This is a genomic window from Bacillus sp. KNSH39 (genome assembly GCF_052656585.1).
This window is the reverse complement of sequence record NZ_JBQXYO010000001.1, coordinates 4511897-4534538: the sequence shown is the minus strand read 5'-3', so window position 1 is coordinate 4534538 and position 22642 is coordinate 4511897. Positions and strand designations below refer to the sequence as shown.

23 protein-coding genes are annotated in these 22642 nt (G+C 35.4%); 4 read left to right on the top strand and 19 right to left on the bottom strand.

The window, feature by feature from the left end:
- Nucleotides 1-40: 40 nt before the first annotated feature.
- A complete protein-coding gene (locus ACUL40_RS23110) occupies nt 41-1654 on the bottom strand; it encodes an MDR family MFS transporter (RefSeq protein WP_000437647.1) in 1614 nt (537 codons plus the stop codon).
- 19 nt (nt 1655-1673) lie between these two features.
- On the bottom strand, nt 1674-2132 hold the full coding sequence (locus ACUL40_RS23105; RefSeq protein ID WP_001132365.1) for a MarR family winged helix-turn-helix transcriptional regulator: 459 nt from the start codon (nt 2130-2132) through the stop codon (nt 1674-1676).
- 269 nt (nt 2133-2401) lie between these two features.
- Here ACUL40_RS23105 and glpT point away from each other — a divergent pair, with 269 nt between their 5' ends.
- On the top strand, nt 2402-3751 hold the full coding sequence (gene glpT, locus ACUL40_RS23100) for a glycerol-3-phosphate transporter (RefSeq protein WP_000466385.1): 1350 nt from the start codon (nt 2402-2404) through the stop codon (nt 3749-3751).
- Between the two features lie 118 nt (nt 3752-3869).
- Here glpT and ACUL40_RS23095 read toward each other — a convergent pair whose 3' ends face one another.
- From ACUL40_RS23095 to ACUL40_RS23080, 4 genes are all read right to left on the bottom strand, one after another.
- Nucleotides 3870-3986 carry a DUF4027 family protein gene (locus ACUL40_RS23095; protein ID WP_000834733.1) on the bottom strand — a complete coding sequence of 39 codons (117 nt, stop codon included), beginning with the start codon at nt 3984-3986 and terminating at the stop codon, nt 3870-3872.
- Nucleotides 3987-4189: 203 nt separating this feature from the next.
- Nucleotides 4190-4612 (bottom strand): universal stress protein, encoded by a 423-nt coding sequence (locus tag ACUL40_RS23090; RefSeq protein WP_000277999.1) that lies wholly within the window; start codon nt 4610-4612, stop codon nt 4190-4192.
- 65 nt (nt 4613-4677) lie between these two features.
- Complete coding sequence (locus ACUL40_RS23085) at nt 4678-6129, bottom strand: SulP family inorganic anion transporter (protein ID WP_063220866.1); 1452 nt, start codon at nt 6127-6129, stop codon at nt 4678-4680.
- 156 nt (nt 6130-6285) lie between these two features.
- Nucleotides 6286-7533 (bottom strand): ArsR family transcriptional regulator, encoded by a 1248-nt coding sequence (locus ACUL40_RS23080; protein ID WP_063220867.1) that lies wholly within the window; start codon nt 7531-7533, stop codon nt 6286-6288.
- A gap of 175 nt (nt 7534-7708) precedes the next feature.
- On the opposite strand from ACUL40_RS23080, the gene ACUL40_RS23075 reads away from it, so the two are divergent.
- Both ACUL40_RS23075 and ACUL40_RS23070 read left to right on the top strand, forming a co-directional pair.
- The gene (locus ACUL40_RS23075) at nt 7709-8386 is read left to right on the top strand and encodes a response regulator transcription factor (RefSeq protein WP_000565475.1); all 678 of its coding nucleotides are present in this window, start codon (nt 7709-7711) and stop codon (nt 8384-8386) included.
- A gap of 11 nt (nt 8387-8397) precedes the next feature.
- Nucleotides 8398-9789, top strand: a complete 1392-nt coding sequence (locus ACUL40_RS23070) for an ATP-binding protein (protein ID WP_445423037.1) — start codon at nt 8398-8400, stop codon at nt 9787-9789.
- A gap of 165 nt (nt 9790-9954) precedes the next feature.
- On the opposite strand, the gene ACUL40_RS23065 is transcribed toward ACUL40_RS23070, so the two are convergent.
- Entirely contained in the window at nt 9955-10476 is a 522-nt protein-coding gene (locus ACUL40_RS23065) for a dihydrofolate reductase family protein (RefSeq protein WP_000085781.1), read from the bottom strand.
- Between the two features lie 95 nt (nt 10477-10571).
- On the opposite strand from ACUL40_RS23065, the gene ACUL40_RS23060 reads away from it, so the two are divergent.
- Nucleotides 10572-11534, top strand: a complete 963-nt coding sequence (locus tag ACUL40_RS23060; RefSeq protein ID WP_139245457.1) for a helix-turn-helix transcriptional regulator — start codon at nt 10572-10574, stop codon at nt 11532-11534.
- Nucleotides 11535-11563: 29 nt separating this feature from the next.
- On the opposite strand, the gene ACUL40_RS23055 is transcribed toward ACUL40_RS23060, so the two are convergent.
- The 12 genes from ACUL40_RS23055 to ACUL40_RS23000 all read right to left on the bottom strand — a co-directional run bounded on the left by ACUL40_RS23055 (nt 11564) and on the right by ACUL40_RS23000 (nt 22581).
- Entirely contained in the window at nt 11564-12988 is a 1425-nt protein-coding gene (locus tag ACUL40_RS23055) for a DUF4367 domain-containing protein (protein ID WP_000185137.1), read from the bottom strand.
- Nucleotides 12954-13511 (bottom strand): RNA polymerase sigma factor, encoded by a 558-nt coding sequence (locus ACUL40_RS23050; RefSeq protein WP_000869257.1) that lies wholly within the window; start codon nt 13509-13511, stop codon nt 12954-12956. Before ACUL40_RS23050 ends, ACUL40_RS23055 begins: the two co-directional genes overlap by 35 nt.
- A 180-nt stretch (nt 13512-13691) precedes the next feature.
- Nucleotides 13692-14153, bottom strand: a complete 462-nt coding sequence (locus ACUL40_RS23045) for an HIT family protein (protein ID WP_171287438.1) — start codon at nt 14151-14153, stop codon at nt 13692-13694.
- 36 nt (nt 14154-14189) lie between these two features.
- Nucleotides 14190-14567, bottom strand: a complete 378-nt coding sequence (locus ACUL40_RS23040) for an OsmC family protein (RefSeq protein ID WP_000778831.1) — start codon at nt 14565-14567, stop codon at nt 14190-14192.
- Nucleotides 14542-15969, bottom strand: coding sequence for an amino acid permease (locus ACUL40_RS23035; RefSeq protein ID WP_001187097.1), 1428 nt, complete (start codon nt 15967-15969; stop codon nt 14542-14544). The genes ACUL40_RS23040 and ACUL40_RS23035 overlap by 26 nt, the downstream gene beginning before the upstream one ends.
- A gap of 203 nt (nt 15970-16172) precedes the next feature.
- Entirely contained in the window at nt 16173-16817 is a 645-nt protein-coding gene (locus tag ACUL40_RS23030) for an amino acid ABC transporter permease (protein WP_000345960.1), read from the bottom strand.
- Complete coding sequence (locus ACUL40_RS23025) at nt 16818-17474, bottom strand: amino acid ABC transporter permease (protein WP_001112671.1); 657 nt, start codon at nt 17472-17474, stop codon at nt 16818-16820. It abuts the gene before it with no gap.
- A 100-nt stretch (nt 17475-17574) separates the two neighbouring features.
- Nucleotides 17575-18405, bottom strand: coding sequence for a glutamine ABC transporter substrate-binding protein GlnH (gene glnH / locus ACUL40_RS23020; protein ID WP_445423038.1), 831 nt, complete (start codon nt 18403-18405; stop codon nt 17575-17577).
- Between the two features lie 12 nt (nt 18406-18417).
- A complete protein-coding gene (locus tag ACUL40_RS23015) occupies nt 18418-19146 on the bottom strand; it encodes an amino acid ABC transporter ATP-binding protein (RefSeq protein WP_016125464.1) in 729 nt (242 codons plus the stop codon).
- Between the two features lie 133 nt (nt 19147-19279).
- Nucleotides 19280-20740 carry an alanine/glycine:cation symporter family protein gene (locus ACUL40_RS23010; protein WP_000387160.1) on the bottom strand — a complete coding sequence of 487 codons (1461 nt, stop codon included), beginning with the start codon at nt 20738-20740 and terminating at the stop codon, nt 19280-19282.
- Between the two features lie 159 nt (nt 20741-20899).
- Nucleotides 20900-21871: a phosphotransferase enzyme family protein gene (locus tag ACUL40_RS23005; RefSeq protein ID WP_445423039.1), complete on the bottom strand. Its 972-nt coding sequence runs from the start codon at nt 21869-21871 to the stop codon at nt 20900-20902.
- Nucleotides 21872-21894: 23 nt separating this feature from the next.
- Nucleotides 21895-22581 carry a CPBP family intramembrane glutamic endopeptidase gene (locus tag ACUL40_RS23000; protein ID WP_000175182.1) on the bottom strand — a complete coding sequence of 229 codons (687 nt, stop codon included), beginning with the start codon at nt 22579-22581 and terminating at the stop codon, nt 21895-21897.
- Nucleotides 22582-22642 lie beyond the last annotated feature (61 nt).

Genomic DNA, 22642 nt, shown 5'->3' with positions numbered 1-22642 from the left:
TATACTCAAAAAAGCACCGCCATAAGGCGATGCTTCTTCATTACGAGTATGATACAGTTTTTTCTTTTTCTTCAACAGCAGGCTCTTCAGCATCTTTTTTACGATCTGATAGTTTAATTTTTTGTAAGAAAATCGTAAAGATGGCACCTACTACGATAAATACTAATCCTGTTAAGAATACAGTATGAAGCGAGTCTACTAAAGAGTTTTTCAAAATAGGTACAATGCTGTTAGCAAACGCTTCTGGCATTTGTTTTAATGCCTCTGGGCTAAATAGCATCGAATATAAACCTTGTGGATCTGTGTGAATCATATCTTTAAATTTCGTTACCATTTGTCCCGCTTCTTTCGGGAATGTATCTAATACAGGTACTAATTTATTTGTTAACGTTGTACCTGAAGTGTTATTCATAATTGATCCTAAAATTGTAATACCAAATGTTCCACCAATTTGACGGAAGAACTGACTTGATGACGTTACGACACCAAGGTCTTTTTTCGGGAAGCTTTCTTGTAACGCTAATGTTAATGTCGGCATTACAAGACCCATTCCTAAACCGATAACCATCATATAAGAAGTAGCTGTAAGCTTCGTTGTGTGCATATCCATCGTTGTTAATAACCAAAAACCACCGGCCATAATAAGCATACCTGCGATAATTTGTGGTTTTACACCAACTTTTAATACAAGTTGCCCACCGATAATACTCATTACAATCATTGTAATCATCATTGGAGTCATAATTGTTCCTGATTCAGCAGCACTTACTCCTACAATACCTTGCATGAAGAATGGTACGAACATAATCGCGCCGAACATTCCAATACTCATAAAGAATCCAATCGCATTCAGTATTGTAAATGTGCGATTTTTAAAGAAATGCATTGGTAAAATCGGCTCTTCAGCTTTCGTTTCAACAATAACAAAGCTAACGATACCAATTACAGCTAGTGCGAATAAACCGATAATTTGCCAAGAATCCCATGCATAATCTTTTCCGCCAAACGTTAGCGCAAGTAATAAACTTACAACACCTAGAATCATCGTAAAGATTCCAGCGATATCAATTTTAATTGGTCCTGTTTGTTTATGTGATTTTAATCCCATTGCAATAAAGATTGTTGCTAAAATACCAACCGGTAAGTTAATGTAGAATACCCATCTCCAGTTCACTGCATCTACAATCCAACCACCAACTTGCGGTCCAATTACAGAAGCAAGACCGTATAACGCACCAAAAATACCTTGCCATTTCGCACGTTCTTTTCCCGTGAACATATCTCCAATAATAATCATAGCCATTGGCATCATAATACCGCCACCAAGACCTTGAATACCACGGAAAATAATTAATTCTGTCATACCATTCGCCATACCACATAACGCCGAACCAATCATGAAAATAACTAGCCCTGTTATATATACGTTACGACGACCAAGTAAATCCGCTAATTTACCTGCAATTGGTACAACTGTCGTTGATGTTAACATATAAGCTGTCGTTAACCATGTCATTAAACTTAATCCGCCTAGGTCACCGACGATACGTGGCATTGCTGTACCAACAATTGTTCCATCTAATGCAGCAAATAGCATCGCGATTACTAAACCGATTAACAACAACTTTCTATTTTGATTTTCTTGTTGCTCCATGTAATCTCCTCAATTCCTCTTAGTTATTCTCTTTTTTCTCTTGTGTCCCGCAAATAATGGTTTCTAACTTCTCAAAGAGACGTAATAAATCTTCTCTTTCTTGCAACTCTAAATGTGAAAAGTATTTTGCAATATGCTCGTTGCGAGCTGTCATTGCCTCTTCTACTCTAGCTTTCCCCTTTTTCGTTAACTCGATGATGACAACACGACGGTCATCTTTGTCGTGATAGCGTTCTACAAGTTCTTGATCGATTAGACGATCAATCATCACTGTAATTGCGCTAGGCTTCACATACATCTTTTTTGCTAATGTTGTCGCTCTTGAAGCCCCATAATGATCTAAAATCTTTAAAATATAAAACTGCGGTGGTGTAAGTCCTGTTGCTTGCATTTGTTCTAATAACTCCGTCTGCATTTTCTTTCCAATCGAAAAGGCAAGAGCTTGAATTTTATCGATATGCGTCATATCATTTGGCATGTTATCCACCTCTTATTTAAACAATAAAATATTTAACGTATTTAAATATTAATCCCGCGAACAAAATCCGTCAATACTTTTATTCATAAAAACGTTTACATTTTTGTCACAAAGTTGTATAATTTTCGACGAAGTTAATATTGACAGTCACGGAGAAACGGAGTACACGGCTATGAATCATAAAAAAGGAAACTTTTTTATATTTCATGGCCTTTTTATATTCTCTGTCTTAAAACGCTTCGAATTAATTAGGGGAGGATTTTCATTTTATGTTTTTCACACAATTATTTAAACCTGCGCCCCACGCGGAACGCTTACCAGCTGATCGCGTTGATAGCGAATACCGTAAATTACGTTTACAAGTATTCTTAGGTATCTTCATCGGTTATGCAGGCTACTACTTTGTTCGAAAAAACTTTTCACTAGCAATGCCATACTTAATCGAGCAAGGCTTTAGTAAAGGGGAACTTGGGGTTATCCTTTCAGCAGTTTCTATTGCTTACGGATTAAGTAAATTTCTTATGGGTATCGTATCCGATCGTTGTAATCCTCGCTACTTTTTAGCAGCTGGGCTATTTTTATCAGGTATCATTAATATTATTTTCGGCTCATTTTCTTTCATTACAACGAGCATTATACTTATGTTTGTACTTCAGTTTTTAAATGGATGGGTACAAGGTATGGGATGGCCTCCTTGTGGTCGTACGATGGTTCACTGGTTCTCTATTAGCGAACGTGGTACAAAAATGTCTATTTGGAACGTCGCTCATAATGTTGGCGGAGCGCTTATGCCTTCCCTTGTAACATTAGGCTTATACTTCTTCGCAGATGACTGGAAAAGTATTTTTTACTTCCCAGGTATTCTTTCAATTTTAGTTGGTATTTATGTATTAATTACGATGAAAGATACACCTCAATCTTGTGGACTACCTTCTATTGAAGAACATACTGGGGAATATCCACCAGATGAAAAAGTAAAAGATCGCGAACGCGAACTTTCAGTAAAGGAAATTTTATTTAAATACGTATTAAACAATAAGTTTTTATGGTACATCGCTATTGCGAACGTTTTCGTATATTTCGTACGTTACGGCGTTGTAGACTGGGCTCCTACTTATTTAGTAGAAGAAAAAAGCTTTACTCATAGTAGCTCACGTACTGCTTACGCTCTATATGAATGGGCTGGTATTCCAGGTACACTTCTTTGCGGATGGATGAGTGATAAACTATTTAAAGGACGTCGTGCACCTGCTGGTATTCTATTTATGGTTGGTGTATTTATCGCAGTTCTTGTTTACTGGTTAAACCCTCCTGGTAATCCAATGGTTGATAGTATCGCACTTGTCGCAATTGGATTTTTAATTTACGGACCGGTTATGTTAATTGGTCTACACGCTCTAGATTTAGCACCAAAGAAAGCTGCTGGAACTGCAGCAGGCTTAACTGGATTCTTCGGTTACTTAGGCGGAGCAGCTTTCGCTAGTGCAGCTATGGGCTTTATCGTAGATGCATTCGGATGGGATGGCGGATTCATCTTATTACTTGCATCTTGCGTACTTGCAATGTTCTTCCTTGCTCTTACTTTAAATACAGGGTCAGTAAAATCAAAACAAGCTTAAATAATATATAACAAGCATAAAAATAGCTCTTAGCATTTACATACATGCTAAGAGCTATTTTTTATTTTCATTGCTGTTCCTACTAATGATAACAACCCATTCCTTCCCTACTATACGATTAAAAGATTTGATGAAACACCTTTATTAAAACGGCTAACGTAACAGATGCAGCAAATCCCCCTAAACAAATAAGACTGACACCTTGACTATATGACAAATTTTGAAATGATTTCATTGCTTCCATCCTCCCTATCTCCCCTTTGATACTTTTATTTTACCAATGGGAAAAATTTCATAACATCGATTTCTCTAACAACTAACTTACAAATTTGTAAGTTAACATCTTTTCAACTTATATATCTAGTATTTCCACAGATAAGAGTCATTTATACATAAAAAAAGACCTCAGTTATACTAAGGTCTTCGTTACATTCTATTTCATTTTACAATCATCACTGGACATTTCACACGCTTTGCTATTTTATGACTTACACTTCCCAGCACCATTTCTTGCAGTGTATTGAGCCCTCTACTTCCAGCAATGACAAGATCTATATCTCCTGTATTCACATATTGAACAATTGTATCTCCAGGATCACCATGTAATATCGTAATTGTATAAGAAATGTTCTCTTTCTTTAATAAACCTTCAATCTCTTTTAATTTATCTTTTCGACTAGCTGATATTGTTTCTAAATCTGTTTGACCTTGTATAATATCTGATTTTGCCGTTCTATTATCTACTACGTACACAACTTCAACATTTGTTTCTTCGCTACATTTTGCAATATATGTTGCATGTTCCGCTGCTCGAAGTGCATGTTCAGAACCGTCACATGCTAATATAATTTGTTTGTACATATGCTGAATCCCCTTTTCGTTATCCTACTCGTATTATATAATAAAGCCCCCTAAAAAGGAGGCTTTTAACTAGCAATTCTTTTATTATAAGTAGCTAAATTTGCAACAAGTTTTGAGCTACGTTCATTTAATCCTGTTATACTTACTTTCACGCCACTTTGTTCATATTTCATAATAACTTTATCAATTGATGCCACTGCCGAATCATCCCATACGTGCGCATGAGTAAAGTTCATTTCGATTTCTTTTATATCTTCATCCAATGAAAAAGCATTTATAAAATCTGCTGTAGATGCAAAGAAGAGTTGACCGTGAATTTCGTATATTTTCTTATTTTCAATATATAAATGTTTCACGTGAATCTTTGCCATATTGAATGCAAATAAAACCGCACTAATTACTGTTCCGATAATTACACCTAATCCCAAATTATGAGTGATAAGAACGACCACGACTGTTACGATCATGACGAATGCGTTCCCTTTTGGCACTTTATGAATCGTTGCTACAGAGTTCCAATCAAACGTTCCGATTGAAACCATAATCATAACTGCAACTAAAGCTGCCATCGGAATATGAACGACATAATCTCCTAAAACGAATAGTAATACGATTAAAAATCCGCCCGCTACAAATGTTGACAGGCGACCTCGTCCACCTGATTTAATATTAATAACAGATTGACCGATCATTGCACAACCTGCCATTCCTCCGAAGAAACCAGCAACAATGTTTGCGATCCCTTGTCCGCGTGCCTCTTTATGCTTATTACTTTCCGTATGCGTCATATCATCTAAAACTGAAGCTGTTAATAATGATTCTAGTAAACCGATAATTGCAAGCATAACTGCATAAGGTAAAATAATCCCTAATGTCTCAAGTGTAAAAGGCACGTCAGGAATACTAAAGAACGGTAATTCTTTCGGCAGGCTTCCCATATCTCCTACTGTTTTCAACTGTAATCCGCTCATAAGTGCAATACTCGTCACAATAATAATTGAAATAAGCGTAGAAGGTACAGCCGTTGTAATACGTGGAAATAAATATATAATTGCAAGTCCTAATACAACGAGTGCATACATTTGCCAAGTTGCATTTTTAAAATGTGGCAATTGCGCTGTAAAAACTAAAATTCCAAGTGAATTTAAAAAACCACTCATAACAGATTTCGGAACAAACTTCATAAATGAGCTCAGTTTGAACACGCCAAAAATAACCTGGACAATACCTGTTAATATTGTTGTAGCAAATAAATATTGCAAACCATGATCTTTAACAAGCGTTACCATTAATAATGCCATTGCACCTGTTGCAGCTGAAATCATTCCAGTTCTTCCGCCAACAAATGAAATGGTAACTGCAATACAAAAGGCTGCGTATAGTCCAACTGTCGGATCCACGCCTGCAATAACAGAGAAGGCTATCGCTTCAGGGATTAACGCTAAAGCAACGACAATTCCTGATAACACGTCCCCTTTCACATTAGAAAACCAGTCATTTTTTATCGTTTGAAACAAAATATCACTCCTCTACTCCTTTATAATTTGATTTTCTCCATAAGAAAATCTAGCCGACTGCACGAAAGCTATTATATAACGAGTAGAAGATTTTTTGCTATGTAAAAGTTTCCTAAAGAAAAAGACACTACCTTAGTAGCATCTTTTCTCATTTCATTAATGTCCACCGTGTCCTTGACCACTTTCCTGAACAATTTCTAACCTCTCATCTAGTATTCCTTGTGTTTCAAATGAAATATCACTCGTATTTCCTAATAAGAAACCGTGATTATATGGTCCAAGTGTTGGATCATCTTTAAACTTCGGCTGAATGCTTGCAAGGAAGTCATACACTGGTTGTGAAGCATTACCTTCTTCTAATAATACAACAGGTGCATGTTTACCCATATGTGAAAAAGGTGCCCCAGCAACTGCTAAATCTGGTGTTTTACTTGAAACAAATGATAAACCGTGACCAGGTTTTGTGAATCCCCAGCCAAATTTTGTTTTTTCATCTTTAAACTTAGCGAACGCAATCGAGTTTTCTGTAGGGGTCTCTCCACTAATACGCGTTACTTTCCCGTATTTGCTTAGCTCTTTTTCTACTTCTTTTGAAACAATTTTTTCTGGCCCTAATACATATATATTTGCTTTATCTTTTCTCATTTTTAGTGCCTCTATTGTCGCTTCTGGCACTTTATTCTTTTCTGTATAGAGTAGTGGTTCCGGCATATGAGAAATCCAATTTACAGCGGGGGTTGTATATAAACGTCCTTCTTCTGCAGACGAACCGATAATAACACTATTTGGGTAGCTTCCTGTTATATCGGCATACTCCTTATCAACATCCTTCGCAAATATAGCTGGATCTGTTTCTTTTATTTGTTTTACTTTATAACCTTTTAATTGCTCAAGCGCGCTAGTACCTACATCCCCCATCACCATAATTTGTGTTCCATCTTTCGTTCCGATTGGATTTAATCGTTTTATTTCTTTTAACGTCATTTCCGGTATCTTTTCTTTTTCTATAAATAAAATCGGCCCGTTATTCGGATGATGAATAAGGTCTGCACTCGCAATACCTAATTGCCACTCGCTTGCTGGTACTAAAATAACAGCACCTGGCTGATTCTCCTTATGAGTTGCTGGCCATATCGTTTGTGAAGTTAATACTGCCATTTGCAAAGGGTCGTTTGTGTTTAATCTCGTTACATTTTTTAAACTTGTCGTTAATAAATCATTAGATGCACCTTGGTTCATTTCTTTTGGCGCCGTTACCTCCTGATTCATTTTCATTTCCTTTTGCTCTGTTTTCTTCTCTTTTGTAGATTCATGGTTTTTATGGTCTGTATTCGTTTGTCCGCATGCAGCAAGACCAACTGCTGTAATTATTGTTATCCCAAAAATTCGGGTCATTTTTTTCACTATACCGCCTCCGTATTAATCATTTTTGAGCCAATATGATTACCTAAAATGTAATTTCAACTCCACAATAACAAGCAATTCTGAAGAAATTATGCAGACACATCATAATCTGCACCATTTCTTCATGATTTTGCATTACACTTTAAGTAACGATTATAAATATGGAGGGCTCTCTATGATTGATATACTGCTCGTAGACGATGAACCGAGAATGCTTGAATTATTAACGCTTTATCTTACACCAATTGGATATAACTGCGTATGTGCGACTTCAGGAGAAGAAGCTATTTTACATATAGAAAATCGAAACTTTAAATTTGTTTTACTCGATATTATGATGCCAAAGATGGACGGATGGGAAACGTGCAAAAAAATCCGATCTTTTAGTAACATTCCTATTATTATGGTTACAGCTCGTGATCAAACAGTAGATGTCGTTCAAGGATTAAAAATTGGAGCCGATGATTACGTAACGAAACCTTTCCATGAAGAAGAACTTTTCGCAAGAATTGAAGCCGTTTTAAGACGTACAAATGAACATAAACAAATCCAATATCACGGTATTGTATGGGATGAAACAAAACACTTCGTTTCTGTCCATAATGAAGAACTCCTTCTCACACCAATTGAATTTTCTTTACTCGGATTATTTTTACGCCATGTAAACTACGTATTAAACCGTGATCAGCTCATCGAACGAATTTGGGGGTTAAACACAAATACAGAAGATCGCACAGTCGATTCACATATTCGTAATTTACGTGATAAATTGCGAAAAGCAAATTTCCCTATTGATCATCATTTAAAAACCGTGTATGGAGTAGGTTATCGATGGATTGATACTGAACAGTAAGGGGCAAAACGATGAAACGAATTTCAATTCAATTCGGATTTTATTTTTTAATTGTTACACTTTTAATTGAAAGTGTTCTCTTTATTTTGCTCTATTATAGTCTTGTAAACACTAGAGTAAATGAAGAAATGACAGCTTTATTAAAGCGAGGAAATAGTCATCGAGATGTACTTGAAAAATATTACGATGAGCAAACCATCTCTCACGTAGCATTAATGGAATCTGAAGCTGAAACAACTGTCGTTATTACAAATGCAAATAAAGAAATACTAGCTAAATCTAACGAAATAAACACGACTATAAACGATCATATTAGTAAAATGCAAACTCGAACAGACCATAATGGAGCGATTATAGAAAATCATTGGAAAACATCTAATTATATATGTACAGTTAGCCCCATTGTAGTAGATGGAAAACATGAAGGCTATGTGTACATGTTTCTTGGAACAGAATCAATTGAAAAGTTAGTTAATGGATTAACAAAACAATTCATTATTGCTGGTGCCATCACATTTCTACTCACAGTCATCACAATTTTCCTATTATCTCGATTATTAACAAAACCATTGTTACACATGAAACATGCCACTGAAAAAATGAGTAAAGGTGATTTATCTGTTTCATTAACAACTACTCGAAATGATGAAATTGGTGAACTAGCATCATCTATTCAGACGCTCGCAAATGATCTACATTATATGAAAACAGAGCGAAGTGAATTTCTAGCAAGTGTTGCTCACGAATTACGAACACCGTTAACATACGTAAGAGGTTATGCTGACATTGCTTTAAAAGAAAGCACCCCTTCTGAACAACGTTTGCGATATTTATCAATTATAAAAGATGAGTCTGATTACATTACAAACTTAGTTCAAGATTTATTTTCACTTGCACAAATGGAACAACATAACTTTTCTATTCAAGTAAAGGAAGTGCATTTACACACCTTCCTTACGCGTATATGTGAAAAAGTAAACGCCATGTATAAAGAAAGGTACATTAAAGTTTCTTTCTCTTGTCCTCCTACACTGCTAGTAAACTTAGATGAACAACGATTCGAACAAGTTGTTGTGAATATTTTAAATAACGCTTATAGACATTCAAAAGAGCATTCTCATATAAACATTTCTATTACAGAAGAACATAAACGTATCTCCATTACAATTGAAGATGAAGGCGAAGGTATTCCGCTTGAAGACCTCCCTCACATTTTTGACCGCTTTTACCGTGTCGATAAAGCAAGAACACGATCTACAGGCGGAACTGGTTTAGGGCTATCTATCGTAAAAGAAATTGTAGAACTACACGACGGAAATATTACTGTAACGAGCGAAGTCGATTACGGGTCTTGCTTTATCATTTCATTGCCATCTATAAAGAAACACGACTACCATCAGTAGTCGTGTTTCTTTATCCCGCATTAACGGGCAGTAAGACCCCTACATCAAAATTCAGCGGAAGCAAAGAAGTTAGGTAGGGGATCAACTGCCCGTAAAAGCCCGATTGGTTCAACTAATAATCAGTGGGAGATGAACAAAACCCCCACTGATTAAAGTTTCACTTTATCACTTTACTTTATAATATAAATTTACAAATTGCCCAAAACGTTTCGTATCCGTCAAAGTTAAATTAATTTCTGGGTTCTTGTCTTGAAATAACGGAACTCCAGAACCTAATATATGCGGTGTAATCGTAACAACATATTCATCAATTAGATTATTCTTAAAGAATTCTCTCAGTAGCTCTCCTCCACCAACCATCCATATTTTAGACCCTTCTTGTGCTTTTAACCTTTTTGTAAACTCCACTACATCTTCATTTACAAATTCCACGTTTCCGTCTGAACCTTTTTCTGAACGAGAAAAAACATAACATGCTTTATCTAAGTACGGGAATGTTTCCGTATGCTCTACTACATAATCGTACGTTTTCTTTCCCATAATTATTGTATCAATCGTTTCGTACATTTCTGTATAACCATTATCTCCCTCTCCTTCCGTTTCCATTAACCACTCTAAATCATCATTTTCTTTCGCAATATATCCATCTAAACTCGCCGCTATAAATAAAACTATTTCACGTGACATATCTTTTCCTCCTTGTATCTCATCTTGATAACATATGATGTAAACAATATACTAACAATAAAACATGACAATTTATGTCACGTTAAAAAGAAAAGGTGATACATTTGTCAAAAGCTAAACGCTTATTAGATATTCTTATATTTGCTTCTGCGAAAAAAACATTTACAGCTCAAGAAATAGCTGATGAATTTAATATTTCCGTTCGTACGGTTCATAGATACATTTTAGATTTAAGTGATATGGGGTTGCCCATTTACGCAGAACAAGGTCGTAACGGCGGCTATAAAGTATTAACGAATAGAGTAATTCCGCCTATTTTATTTACGGAAGAAGAAGCAGTCTCTATCTTTTTTGCTTTTCAATCTTTAAGTTACTATCGCGACTTACCTTTTAACACAGAAATCAATTCCGTTACACATAAACTGTATAGCTCCCTACAACATGATGCGAAAGTGAAAGTTGATAAAATACGTTCTTATATCGCCTTTTGGAATCCGAAGAGAACAATTGAGACCCCACTTTTAAACGAAGTGTTAACAGCGGCTATTGAAAATAAAAATTTACACTTTCAATACGAATCTAAATCAGGGATAAAAACAAAACATGTTCATCCGATTGGTGTATATGCTCACGACGGGTTATGGTACTTACCGTCCTATGACTTCAGTAGAAAAAAAGTATTACTGTATCGCGTTGATCGTATTCTTTCTATATTATCAACAGAAGAAAGTGAAAGTACGTTCATGAATTTAGAAGAATGGTTTGACTCTAGCTCTAACGTCATAAACATTCCTATCCAGTTACATGTTTTATTAACGACAGAAGGTGTGCGCCAATGTAAAAGCGTGCCTTACCTTGAAGAATTCGTTGTAGTAAATGAGGACGGAACAGGATATATACATTCAACAATTGATAAAGGTGAAATTAATTTTATTACGCCTTTATTTTATAGGCTTGGAAAAGATGCAAAAGTGTTAGAACCGAAAGAATTGATAGATGGTTTACGTATACGTGCGAAAGAAATTTTACATATGTATGAAGACGAAAAAAGCTGCTAGATGTAAGCAGCTTTTTAGTCTCTTTGTTACTATTGACGAATATCAATCCACCAACGATATTCCGCATTCATATTTTCAGTGCCACCATTCCCTCTGTAATGGAAAGCATCCAAAAAGATTGAATCTAGTTTATCCTCATCTACAAAATAACCTAAGTTAACCTTCACCGTTTGTCCTGGTGTGATACTGCCAATATTATAAAAGCTTTTCCCGTCTCCGTGAGGTTCCAAGTAATCAACTTCACCCGTCATAATACGCGTTGCGTCCATTCCCTCTTCTTTAGCGTAGTTCCATGCATTCCCTTCAAATTTAAGCTGTTTTATGGATGGATGCATATAGATTTCTTCAGTCGACTTTTTACCAATATTTTTCACTGTTGTTGTTAAATAGACAAATTTAACATTAACTAATTTCGAATCTACTAATGTATCAATTGAATCTTTACCATTCCCTAATTTATATTCATCTCGTCTGTACGATAGTAATTTTCCCATCTGATCTAAAGCCTTATTCTTGCTTAATATCTCTAGGCCAAGTTCATTAAAATTCTCTTGTTTAAAATCTTTAATTGAATCAAAGACTTCAACTTTTTCTATCACATATTCAATTTGGCTGTTATCCATAGATATCGTTACTGGAACCTTTTGTCCTATATGAAATAGTCGTTTACTATCTTTTTTTAATGGAATCACCTTATTTTCTTTCGGTTCAGCTGCTTTGGTAAAGCGATTTTCATCATAATCTGCTATATATGATGCCTTTTCTTTTGACGTAGGCTCAAGTGAAATACTCCCTAACACATCTATCATTTGTTCTTCGTTTACATCGGATCCAATATAACTTTCTAACATAATCCCTTCTTTCTCAAAAAAGAGAAAGACCTTTCTGTCAAACATTACGTTGTTGTTTCCAGTTTCTTTATGGACAATTACTGCTTTCCTGCCATTTATCTCTTTTTCTTCATAACTTTTTGAATATAAAGTTTGAAAATCCGCATTTTCTCCCACTCTCGAAAGAACAAATGAAAACCCGCCCATTGCGTCGTTATCTTTAAATGAATATTTCATAGCACTATCATCAATTGCTTCCATATTTTCTGGCAATTTACCAATCTTCAACTTATACCACTGATTACTCTTTTTCGAATCCTTATTTGTTAAGGAAACATTTACTTCGTAATTTTGTTTTTGAACAATCATATTATAGACTTTCACTGCACCAAAAACAGTTGTTGGCATACCAATTAATAAACAGGCAGCAGCGATTAACATACGATGTCTTTTACGCTTTTTCTGTGGTCGCTCGCCTCTCAGCTTCATTTCTTCCATAAACAATTTCTTTTTGCGCGTATATGTATGTGAAAATTCATGTTGTTCTTCGGATTTATCAAAATCATCTAAAGCAATTTTTTCAGCAAGTTCATATATTTCTTTGGAGTTCTTTGAATTCGTCATGTTGTATACCTCCTATCATATTTTGGACTCGTTTTCGAGCGCGTTCAAACTGCTTGCGGACATTAGCCTCCGTAATCCCCATTACACTTGAAATTTCTTGATACGTTAAGTTATAGAAGACTTTGTACTTAAACACCTGTCTGTTAGATTCATTTAACTCTTTTAGCAATGTATCAATTTGAACCTCAGACATTTTACGTTTTTCCCACTCTTCAATATTTTCATCTACTGCTTCTATTGATTCTCTTTCATATTCTTCTAAAAATGTTTCATGTCGTTTATTTTTCCGGTAACTATCAATCGCCTTGTTTTTCGCGACCCTCAAAATATAGCGTTTAAGCTCTTCAGTGCTCAAGCTATGGAGCTTTTCCAAGTTCTTATAAAGAGTAATAAACGTCTCTTGAACCGCATCTTCAGCCTGTTGAATATTATTTAAAATAGAATAAGCTACATAATAAATTTTTTGTTCATACAACTCATATAGCTCTTCCATCTTTTCATAATCTTTGTTTGTAACTTTCATATAATTCCTCCTCTCACTCTATATAACGAATGAGCACTGTAACTTTGTGACACTGCAAAATCTTTTTATATATAAAATTTAATAATAGAATAAACAAAAGCCCAATTTCTCTATTTTAACTAAGAAATCGGGCTTTTGTTTATTCGAATTTTCCTGACTGTTTCATAAAGAACATTCCTCTTATGCCTTTTCAGTCAGCAACACTTGCTCTATCTCTTCTTTTAACAACGTCTTTATTTCTTCCAAATTATGATTCTTCTTTTCTCCCGATTGTACCGTATAAAACTCAGCAAATGAACGCTCTTTATATCTCGGTACAACATGCATATGATAGTGCGTAAGTTCATTAAAGATTCCACCATTTTGACAAATCGTAATTCCGTCAGGTTTATATAATACCTTAATCGCTTTTGCAATCAGCTTAGAAGCATCCATAATGGATTTTGCTACAACATCATCTAATTCGTCTACTTCTACAACATGTTGCTTTGGCACAATTAAAGTATGTCCTGTATAGAAAGGCTCATGATCTAAAAAACATGTTACATAGTCATCTTCATATATTTTATATATTTTTTCCTCTTCATTTGCTAATTTACAACCTAAACATTCCATCATACTTTCTCCCTTTATTAAAAACATAAAAACGTGAGAGCCGTATTCTCACGTTTTTATGTTTCATTTTATTAGTTCAATTGTTTCCGTAACCTTTATACTATCTTTTACAGATTGAACAATCGTACAATTTTTCACTGCAAGTTGCAGCGCCTTGTCCAGCTGCTCTTCTGTAATGTTTTCTGCTTTAATTTTATAGTGCAAATGAACACTTTCAACTGGCTTCGATAAAGCTTCACTTCTACCAATTTCAGTTTCGATTGTAAACGTATCATATGTAATACGTTTCTTTTCTAAAATTGTTCGAAAGACAATTGCACTACATCCTGCGATAGAAGAAATGAGTAATTGTAACGGTGAATACCCGTTTTCTTTTCCAATCGCTAATTGACCATACGATAAATCTGCTTCTATATCATCGTGTTTGATTGTTAGTTTCATTTGTTTTTTCCATCTCCACTTTCATCGGTTTCTGCCGTTTCTTACTAATATAATAATATATATAGCAGAAAATGATAAATGGAATACCACAGTATAACGCCATTCTTTGTTCAGGAATAAACGCTAAACTAATAACAACAATGCTATTTGTAATTAAGGCTAAAATCGGGACAATTGGGTATAGTGGTGTTCTATACTTTAAGTCCTCTAACTTTCCTCCGCCTTTTATATACTGACTTCTAAAGCGAAGTTGCGATAGAGCAATAATGATCCAACTTGAAACAGCCGATAAACCAGCTATCGATAATAAATACATGTATACTGTATCTTCTGCAAGGAAACTTGTGAATAGAGATAATCCCGCTACCGCAATCGTTACGACTAGCGCTGTAATTGGAATACCACGCTTATTTACTTTCTGGAAGGAAGTTGGTGCCATTCCCTCATTTGCAAGTGACCATAGTATACGCGTCGCTGCATATAATCCAGAGTTCGCTACAGATAATAACGCAGTAATAATAACGAAGTTCATAATATCAGCTGCGTATGGAATACCAATTTTATCAAATACGACTACGAATGGACTTTCAATTACGCCTGCTTCTTTCCAAGAAATTAATCCTACTAAAATCGTCATTGTTAAAATGAAGAATAACATAATGCGCCATACTGTATTACGAATCGCACGTGGAATTGTTTTTTCTGGATTTTCACTTTCTCCCGCTGCAATTCCGATTAACTCTGTTCCTTGGAACGAGAAGTTAACTGTAATCATTGTAAGTAATACGGCAGCTAGTCCATTCGGGAAAAGTCCACCATCGCTTACAAAGTTAGAGAAAAGAGGTGCTGCTTCTTTTCCGTCATATGATATAAATCCTAATAATGCACTACCACCAAGCACAACAAATGCAAGAATTGTAATTACTTTAATACTAGAGAACCAAAATTCTAATTCAGCATAACTTTTCGCCGAAATTGCGTTTGAAGCATATAAAATAACGCCGAATACAAGGCACCATACCCAAACATCAACATTTGGAAACCATCTTTTCATCATTAAACCGATTGACGTTAATTCTAGACCCACTGTTACTGCCCAGCCGAGCCAGTATAACCAGCCAATCATAAAGCCCGTTCCTGGTCCAATAAACTTCGTCGCATACTTTTGGAAAGATCCTGAAACCGGCATCGCTACCGTTAACTCTCCAAGACAAAGCATTGTTAAATACATAATAAATCCGCCTACTAAATATGAAAGGATGGCTCCCCCTGGTCCAGCCTGATTAATGGTGTAACCTGAACCTAAGAAGAAACCAGTTCCGATTACACCACCAAGTGCGATCATAAATAAATGTCTACTCTTCATCGTACGATGTAATTTCTCATTCGTTGGTTGCTGCATCTAAATCCTCCCCCTACCATACCCCTATATCCTGTTAAAATTTTCTGATAATAAAAATATACACGAAAGCGATTACATTTTCTATATAAAATTAAAACTTTTCTGATAAAACAATATAAAAATCGAATTATTGCAAGATTTAGATTCTATTTAGAGGAAAATAAGGAGAAACAAGGAAAAAACCCTTACATATATTGTAAGAGTCAACGGAGTTCTAATCTTCTCGATAAAATTGATAAACTATAATTTACGATAAAGTACATACAAGCTACTACTATAAACGTCGGAATCATGTAATTCACATTTTGCCCGCTAATAATTTGAGCATTATGCATAAGCTCAGGGAGTGATATAACAACCGCTAGCGACGTATCCTTCAGCAATGAAATAAATTGACTGACAAGCGGCGGAACCATTCTCCTTAATGCTTGTGGCAAAATAATATGCCAAAGCGCTTGAACATACGTTAATCCCGAAGATCTTGCAGCTTCAACCTGCCCTTTTTCAATAGACAATAGACCACTTCTAACAATTTCAGATATCATTGCTGCCTCAAATATTGTTAAAGCAACAATTGCAGCTGTTATAATTTCTAATTTCAAGCCTGCTTCTGGAAGTGCAAAATACGTGAAAAATATAATTAACAGTAGTGGTAAGTTTCGAATCACTTCAACTATAACTCCTAATACTTGTGAGACGACAGGTATTTTCGTGTAGCGCAATATACCGATTACACTTCCAATAATAAAACTAAGTACAATTGCTATGAGCGCTACCTCTAATGTTATAAGTAATCCTTTTAATAAAAATAGAATATGATCTCCTGTAATTGCTCCCTTGAAATCCATTTACACCGCCTCCTTTGCTAAGCGTTTTTCTAAATAACGCACTAGCATACTGAGCGGAATTGTTAATATTAAATAAAACATTCCGACAAATATATAGACATCGAACGTAACAAATGTCTTCGTTGAAATTAAATCTCCTTGATACATTAAATCCATACCAGCGATAATTCCGAGTATGGAAGAGTTTTTTACTAAATTGAGAAATTGATTTCCTAAAGGAGGGATTACGATTTTCATCGCCTGGGGTAAAACAATATAATACATTCCCTGTACATACGTTAATCCTGAGGAACGTGCTGCTTCCATTTGACCTTTTGCAACGGATAAAATACCAGCGCGAATTACTTCTGCAATAAAAGCTGCCGTATATACCGTAAGCGTAACTGTTCCTGCTACAAAACCATTTAAAGTAATTCCTATTACAGGTAAAGCAAAATAGAATATAAATGCAATTAATACAAGTGGAATATTTCTTACAAACTCCACAAAAGCTGATCCTATCCAATTTAAAATGCGAATAGGTGCAATACGCATTACTGCCAAAATTACTCCTAAAATAAAACTACCTATCAATGCAATTACACTAGACATAACTGTATATTTAAACCCTTCTAAATACATATCAATGTTATTCGTTAATATAGAAAAATCAGGCACATATTCTCCCCTCTTTCTTTACAAGAAGAGGATGAGCATCCCTCATCCTCTCACTCTTACTCTTCAATAGGAATAAAGCCCCACTAATTAAAGTTTCACTTTACTTCTCTTGTTTTTGCCCAATCCATTTCTCATACAATTTATCGTATTCTCCATTCGCTTTCATATCTTTTAGCAAGCTATTAATCTCTTTCGCTAAATCATCTGCACCTTTTTGCACTGCGATTCCGTACGGCTCATCCGTAAAAATTTTCCCTACAACTTCATAATTTGAATCTTGTTTTGCCATGCCGTAAAGAATTGCATTATCTGTCGTTAAAACATCACCTTTTCCTGCTTTTAACGCCGTAAATGCCTCACTGTAATTTTCAAATTCTAATACAGTCGCTTCCGGTGACTTTTGACGAATATTATTTGTCGATGTTGAACCTTTTACGGCTAACACCTTCACACCCTTTTTCACATCATCAATACTTTTAATTTCGCTCCCTTTTTTCACGAGTAACGATTGCCCTGCTTTAAAATATACATCTGAAAAATCGACCTCTTTTTTACGTTCTTCCGTAATTGTCATTGTTGCGATAATTGCATCAATGTCACCATTTTTCAGTAGTGGAATACGCGTTTTAGACGTTACTTCTTTTAATTCTAGTTTCTTTTCATCTCCGAGAATTTTTTTGGCAAGCGCCTTTGCAACATCAACATCAAATCCTTCTACCTGCCCTGTGGAAGGGTTTTTCAATCCAAATAAGTTCGTATCATTCTTCACCCCAACTACTAGTTTCCCGCGCTTCTTAATTTGCTCAACGGCCCCGCCTTGCTTCGTATTCGTTTCTTTCGCCTCATCTTTTTTACTTCCGCATCCAGCAACAACAAGCACGAATAAACATGAAAATACGATTAAAGTAAATAACTTTTTCATTTTAAGCATGAAATTCCTCCTCTAATGATTTAGTACCCGACTTAAAAATAAACGGGCTCTTTCTTGTTCAGGGTTTGCAAAAAAGTTCGCCGGTGTTGTATCTTCAATAATTTGGCCATCATCCATAAATAAGATCCTATCTGCTACCTCTCTAGCAAATCCCATTTCATGCGTGACAACGACCATCGTCATCCCTTCTTTAGCTAGCGTTTTCATAACATCAAGTACTTCCCCGATCATCTCTGGATCAAGAGCAGACGTAGGCTCATCGAATAGCATAATTTCCGGCTGCATCGCAAGTCCTCTAGCAATTGCCACCCGTTGCTGTTGTCCACCAGATAATTGATGTGGATATACACTGGCCTTTTCAGGGATTCCTACTTTCTCTAAATAAAACATCGCCGTTTTCTCAGCTTCCTCTTTTGAAATTTTATTTACTTTAATAGGTGCTAGTGTAATATTTTGAAGAACAGTTTTATGTGGATATAAATAAAAATGTTGAAAGACCATTCCAATATTTCGCCGCAAGTCATTCATGTCCGTTTTTTTATTGTGTACCTCTGTATTTTGTACAATTAATTCTCCATCTGTAATTGCCTCTAATTGATTTATACATCGAAGCAATGTACTTTTTCCTGATCCTGAAGGCCCGACAACTACTACTACTTCACCTTTTTTCACTTGCACATTAATATTTTTCAAAACTTGAAAGTTACCATAATATTTATTTACATTACGAAATTCTATCAACATACTCCCCCTTCCCCTAACAATGCATGTACATTCTTTTTATATTCAAAAATAGTCCCAAAAATAACTTTTAGCTTCAATTTGTCCATAAAAAAAGCAAAGGGTTTCCCTTTGCTTCTTCATTTTTATTCGATTAAGATACTTCTTCTTTCTTATCTTTCCCGTATTCATGCTCCCAAAAATCAGCATTTTTAATTCCTAATGGCCCTGGATCGAATACTGGATCTTTTCCTTCTTTTTTCTGTTTTTCATAATCCTTTAATGCGACTAATGCAGGTTTTTGTAACAATAAAATCGCAATGATATTTACCCATGCCATAATTCCTACCCCAATGTCGCCTAAAGCCCAAGCCGTTGCTGCTGTTTTTATACAACCGTAGAATACAGCTCCTAAAAATACAAATTTTAATACCATAGACATCCAAGGACGGTCTTTATCACGATTTAAGTACGCGATATTCGTTTCTGCAATGTAGTAATACGCCATAATTGTTGTAAACGCGAAGAATAATAACGAGATTGCAACGAAACCATTTCCAAATCCAGGGAAAACAGATTCTACCGCCGCCTGCGTATATCCTGGTCCTGGCTGAGCGCCGTTTAGTTTATTAACGATAAAGTTTTTTCCGCTTGCATCAAATACGTTATACATGCCTGTAATAATCATCATAAATGCTGTTGCTGAACAAACAAATAATGTATCAATGTAAACGGAAAATGCTTGTACTAACCCTTGCTTAGCTGGGTGTGATACTTCGGCTGCAGCTGCTGCGTGTGGTCCAGTCCCTTGTCCTGCTTCATTGGAATAAATACCACGTTTTACCCCCCAAGAGATTGCTAAACCGATAATACCACCGAAAGCAGCTTCTAATGCAAATGCACTTCTTATAATTAACATAAATGCTTCTGGCAATTTTTCAATATTCATAGCAACAATGACGCAAGCTACTAAAATATAGCCTATTGCCATAAACGGTACGACAACTTGCGCTACGTTAACAATTCGCTTTACTCCACCGAAAATGATAAGAGCTAATACGACAACTAATATAGCCCCTGATACGGTAGTATTAATACCAAAAGCCGTTTCTAAACTTACAGCAATACTATTTGCTTGCACGCCCGGTAATAAAAGCCCAGTTGCAAGAATTGTCGCTGCAACGAATACTAAAGCATACCATTTCACACCTAGACCTTTTTCGATGTAATAAGCAGGTCCACCACGAAACTGCCCTTGATGTTTCGTCTTATATATTTGCGCGAGTGTTGATTCTACATAAGCTGATCCTGCACCTAAAAAGGCTACTGCCCACATCCAAAATACAGCTCCTGGTCCACCGAATGCAACCGCTGTCGCTACCCCAGCGATATTTCCTGTTCCAACACGTCCTGATAACGAAAGTGCTAACGCTTGGAATGAAGAAACACCAGCTTCTGATTTTTCTCCTTGAAATGTCAGCTTCACCATTTCTCCTACATGTCTTACTTGTAAAAACTTCGTTCGAATAGAAAAATATAAACCTACTCCTAAACATAAATAAACAAGTGCTGGACTCCAAACAATATTATTTAACCAATTTACGAAAGCTTCCAACATTCCCCCTCCTCTTTTATAAAGAATATTCAGAATATATATAAAATTATAAGTGTATACCGAATCTAGGACAATATTATTTTAATAAAGTAAACATATTTTTGTATAAAAAAACAAAGTATATATTTGTTTTATATACTTTGTTTTGAACTAAATGTATTATATATTCACAATTGCTTCTCTTTTTATAATTCTTTCGTATAGCTCTTCTGATAATTTCAAGAAGTTATCTGGCATATCTTTCCCTTTAAATTTCTTTTGAAGCGTGCCGTATAGACCTATGTCACGCAAACGTAAAAATAGTGGTAATGATTCATACCAGCTATCCGCCAGTCTGTGCTCATACTCATAGCCTTTCCGTAACACTTGTAACTGTTTACGAGCAAAGTCTGTCTTCTCTTCCGCTGTCCACGTTGTAAATAGAACAGAGTAATAAAGAACCATTGCTAAATCGTGTATAAAGTAATTATAAGCCGCATCATCAAAATCAAAGATTGTTAGCTCTTTTCCATCATAATGAAAATTACCTGGATGAATATCACCATGCATAAGGCCGAATGTTTCTCTTTCAATTGGAAGAGCCTTTATCTCATCCATTAATACCGCAGCAATCTTTTTCACTTGATTATCCTCTAATTCATTAACAATCCCACTCTCATCTTCTTCCCACGTATCACGATGATCCGTTTTAGGATAGTTCATTGTTAGACGATGCAGTTGTCCAATCGCTTTTCCCCATGCTTCAAAGTAAGCCTCTCCCCAATATGGTGATTCCTCTCCTTTTACTTGCTCACCTTTTGCATATGTAAATAAGGAAACGAAAAAGAAAGTTTCATCCTCTGCTCCGATTTCTTCTACAAGATTTTGAAACGTTGAGTACAGGGGGCCTGCTACCTTTGCTCCGTTCTCTGCAACATATCGTAAAAAATCTAGTTCAGCCTCGACTTCTTTTTTAGAGCGATGCGACGAATGCGTTAAACGTAATACATAGTCTTCATCATTATCACCCTTCGCCTTAAAAATATAATTCTCAAAATCTCCAAGCGGCTTGTCTTCCACTGTTACATGAAACAAATTCGCTGCTCTTTTTAAAATCTCTTTCGTAAAAACACGTTCTACAGCTATTTCCATATATATCCCTCCTATATATCTTCTTAATTCGACACAAATGTTAGAAGTACTGCTATGAAATTGAATAATGCGTGGGCAATCATAGCTGATAAAATAGAATTTGTTTTCTCATATAACCATGCAAATACTACCCCACTCAAAAAATTCACCAGTAATGTGTTATATGTAGGGATATGGACAACGGTAAATATTATGGAACTAATAAACATACCGCCCCACATGCCATATCTATCACGAAAAAATGTATAAAAAACACCTCGATATAAAATCTCTTCATAGATTGGTGATATAATTGCTGCTCCAATTACCACGATACAGAATGAATAGATTGATTTATCATTTTGGACCGTCTCCGTCTTACTATTTTCAAAGGAAATACCCATTTTCTCCATTATCACTAATACAGCAATACTAGCTACAATTAAGAAAATAACCGCTCCAACTGTCCATAAAAGATCTTTCCATGAAAGCTTCCGAATTCCAATATCTTTCCACGAGAGTTTATATCTTTTGATACAAAAAAGATAAACTACAGTAGTAAATATCACTGCCATTATAAAGCCCATTAATACTCCAGCATATAGTGAGTTACCTATTATTTCTAAAATATATTTATAAAAAAGAGATTCAACAGTTACTGGAACAATAACAAATACAAACATAAATAAATATAAAATTTCTTTCCATCCCCACATATCCCTCAAAGTCATTTATATCATCCCCTATACCCTATTTTCTATAGTATAAAAGATGACGTAACGTAACTTTCAA

Excerpts from the sequence above, each read along its gene's own strand:
- ACUL40_RS23005 (WP_445423039.1), bottom strand. The coding sequence starts at position 21,871 with ATGGAAATAGCTGTAGAACGTGTTTTTACGAAAGAGATTTTAAAAAGA.
- ACUL40_RS23090 (WP_000277999.1), bottom strand. The coding sequence starts at position 4,612 with ATGTACAAACAAATTATATTAGCATGTGACGGTTCTGAACATGCACTT.
- ACUL40_RS23050 (WP_000869257.1), bottom strand. The coding sequence starts at position 13,511 with ATGAAAGTTACAAACAAAGATTATGAAAAGATGGAAGAGCTATATGAG.
- ACUL40_RS23075 (WP_000565475.1), top strand. The coding sequence starts at position 7,709 with ATGATTGATATACTGCTCGTAGACGATGAACCGAGAATGCTTGAATTA.
- ACUL40_RS23095 (WP_000834733.1), bottom strand. The coding sequence starts at position 3,986 with ATGAAATCATTTCAAAATTTGTCATATAGTCAAGGTGTCAGTCTTATT.
- ACUL40_RS23035 (WP_001187097.1), bottom strand. The coding sequence starts at position 15,969 with ATGCAGCAACCAACGAATGAGAAATTACATCGTACGATGAAGAGTAGA.
- ACUL40_RS23065 (WP_000085781.1), bottom strand. The coding sequence starts at position 10,476 with ATGTCACGTGAAATAGTTTTATTTATAGCGGCGAGTTTAGATGGATAT.
- glnH (WP_445423038.1), bottom strand. The coding sequence starts at position 18,405 with ATGCTTAAAATGAAAAAGTTATTTACTTTAATCGTATTTTCATGTTTA.
- ACUL40_RS23070 (WP_445423037.1), top strand. The coding sequence starts at position 8,398 with ATGAAACGAATTTCAATTCAATTCGGATTTTATTTTTTAATTGTTACA.
- ACUL40_RS23105 (WP_001132365.1), bottom strand. The coding sequence starts at position 2,132 with ATGCCAAATGATATGACGCATATCGATAAAATTCAAGCTCTTGCCTTT.
- ACUL40_RS23045 (WP_171287438.1), bottom strand. The coding sequence starts at position 14,153 with ATGTTTTTAATAAAGGGAGAAAGTATGATGGAATGTTTAGGTTGTAAA.
- ACUL40_RS23055 (WP_000185137.1), bottom strand. The coding sequence starts at position 12,988 with ATGACGAATTCAAAGAACTCCAAAGAAATATATGAACTTGCTGAAAAA.
- ACUL40_RS23030 (WP_000345960.1), bottom strand. The coding sequence starts at position 16,817 with ATGGATTTCAAGGGAGCAATTACAGGAGATCATATTCTATTTTTATTA.
- ACUL40_RS23000 (WP_000175182.1), bottom strand. The coding sequence starts at position 22,581 with ATGACTTTGAGGGATATGTGGGGATGGAAAGAAATTTTATATTTATTT.
- glpT (WP_000466385.1), top strand. The coding sequence starts at position 2,402 with ATGTTTTTCACACAATTATTTAAACCTGCGCCCCACGCGGAACGCTTA.
- ACUL40_RS23110 (WP_000437647.1), bottom strand. The coding sequence starts at position 1,654 with ATGGAGCAACAAGAAAATCAAAATAGAAAGTTGTTGTTAATCGGTTTA.
- ACUL40_RS23040 (WP_000778831.1), bottom strand. The coding sequence starts at position 14,567 with ATGAAACTAACAATCAAACACGATGATATAGAAGCAGATTTATCGTAT.